This is a genomic window from Campylobacter showae CC57C, from assembly GCF_000344295.2.
Taxonomy (GTDB): Bacteria; Campylobacterota; Campylobacteria; order Campylobacterales; family Campylobacteraceae; genus Campylobacter_A; species Campylobacter_A showae_B.
The window spans coordinates 1-1,986 of record NZ_AOTD01000175.1 but is presented as its reverse complement, the minus strand read 5'-3'; the positions used below and the strand labels follow the sequence as shown (position 1 = coordinate 1,986).

The window sequence follows — 1,986 nt, the reverse complement described above, 5'->3', positions numbered from 1 at the left end:
AAATTTTACAAAGGACGAAAATGAAAAAGGTTATCTCTACAAAAGACGCTCCACAAGCGATCGGGCCGTATTCGCAGGCGATCGAGGCAAACGGATTTTTGTTTATTTCGGGGCAGCTGGGCGTTACGCCTGACGGCAAATTTGCGGGCGAGGACGTGAGGGCTCAGGCTGAGCAATCAATGCTAAATTTAAAAGCGATTTTGGCGCAGGCGGGGCTTGGCTTTGAAAACGCGGTAAAAACGACGATTTTTCTAGCCGACATCGAGGATTTTTCGGTGGAAAACGAAATCTACGCTAAATTTTTTAGCGAGCCGTATCCGGCTAGAAGTACGATCGCTGTTAAAACGCTGCCAAAAGGCGGCCTAGTCGAGATTGAGCTCATCGCGGCGACGAAGTAAAATTTAAAATCAAGGAAAAAAATGAAAAAGATTATATTTGCGCTCGCAGTCGTTTTGATCGCGGTTTTTGGAGTCGCGTTTTACGGTTCGTCTAAAGCCAAAGAGTCCTATGACAGGGGCGTGGCGAGACTAACTAGCGAGACGCTCAAGCTTGGATTTTTTAATATAAAAGCAAACGCGGTAGAAAATGACTACGACAAAGGGCTGTTTAGCTCGCGCGCGGTGCTAAAACTCGAGCTCACCGACGGTAGAGATCCGGTCAAATTTGAAGCCAAAACGACGCTAAAACACGGATTTGCCGAGCTATTTAGCGGATTTAAGGCTCATAGCGACGTCAAAGCGCTAACGCCCGAAGCCGCGCTCTCTCTAAAGAAATTTTTCGGTACGGACGAGTTTTTGAGCATCGATGCGCTGATAAAATTTGATAAAACCCGCGACGTGACGTTAAATTTGGCCGATATCAAAACAAATGAAGATGACTCTAGCTTTGTAATCTCAAAGCCGTTTGCAAAGGCGCAAATAAAAGAAAATAAGATAAAATCCCTAGAATTCGGCTTCGGTAAAATCGGCGGCGATACGGACGGCACGGATAAGGTCGATATAGAAAACGCCTCCATGCTAATCGAGCTTAACGACTTTAAGAGCTTTGACGATCTTATCCCGTTTATAAACATACAAACCCCTTACGAAAATATAGCTAAAATCGGGCTAAAGGCCGAGAAAATAAGCTTTAACAGCGCTAGGGGCTATGATTTTCCAAAATCGGTCGACATTACCGGCATGTCGTTTTTGACGCAGATAAAGCAAAATGCAGACGCAAATCTCCTCGATACGCTTACCGACGTGAGTCTAGGCGCGCTTGACGTAGACGGCAAAAAGGCATTCACGCAGCTAAATTTGAGCCTAAACGAGAAAAACGCAAACAAAGAAGCGATGGCGATGTACGTCACTAGCCCGAAAGAGTCGGCTCTTTATAAAATTTTGATGAGCAAAAACTACGTGATGGAGGTTAAAAATTTTAGCTTTAAAAACCCAAACGGCAAGGAGCTAAAATTTAACGCCGTAGCCGATGCGTCATGGCTTGGCTCGGAAAGCAAAACGCTGCATGACGACGTAGATATCCAAACGGCGCTAAAAGCGGTCAAATTTGACGGCGAGATAAAGGTGCAAGCCGCGTCTATAACGGAGTTTTTAAGCGCGTATAAGGGACTGATGGCCGATAGTGACTTTAATCAAATGATGGATGGCATCAAGTCTTTTGAGGAGCGCATAAATTCGCTTTTTGCCAAAGATGGCGAGTATATGAGTGCGAAATTTAAGCACGATGTCGGTAGTGATGATCTGCTGGTAAACGATAAAATTTCGCTCAAAGAATTTATAATGAGCCTGATGGCGAATTAATTTTGTTTTATTTTTAGTGGACGATAGCGCTAAATTTACTGCTTCGTCCGCTAAATGAATTTTGTTTTTGCATATATATTAAGGTAAATTTCTACAAAATAAAATTTTATAAAACTCCCAACAAAAAATCGCTAAATTTTCTTTGCAACCCTCTTAATCTTCAGTATTTTTTAAGCATCCTATCTGT

Annotated in this window: 2 protein-coding genes; both read left to right on the top strand. The window is 43.1% G+C overall.

What is annotated here, in order from left to right; all coding sequences use genetic code 11:
* Window positions 1-20: 20 nt before the first annotated feature.
* Window positions 21-398 (top strand): RidA family protein, encoded by a 378-nt coding sequence (locus H740_RS06750; RefSeq protein ID WP_002952656.1) that lies wholly within the window; start codon window positions 21-23, stop codon window positions 396-398.
* A gap of 21 nt (window positions 399-419) precedes the next feature.
* Entirely contained in the window at window positions 420-1,799 is a 1,380-nt protein-coding gene (locus tag H740_RS06745) for a DUF945 family protein (protein WP_002952655.1), read from the top strand.
* The last annotated feature ends 187 nt before the right edge of the window (window positions 1,800-1,986 follow it).

Excerpts from the sequence above, each read along its gene's own strand:
- H740_RS06750 (WP_002952656.1), top strand. The coding sequence starts at position 21 with ATGAAAAAGGTTATCTCTACAAAAGACGCTCCACAAGCGATCGGGCCG.
- H740_RS06745 (WP_002952655.1), top strand. The coding sequence starts at position 420 with ATGAAAAAGATTATATTTGCGCTCGCAGTCGTTTTGATCGCGGTTTTT.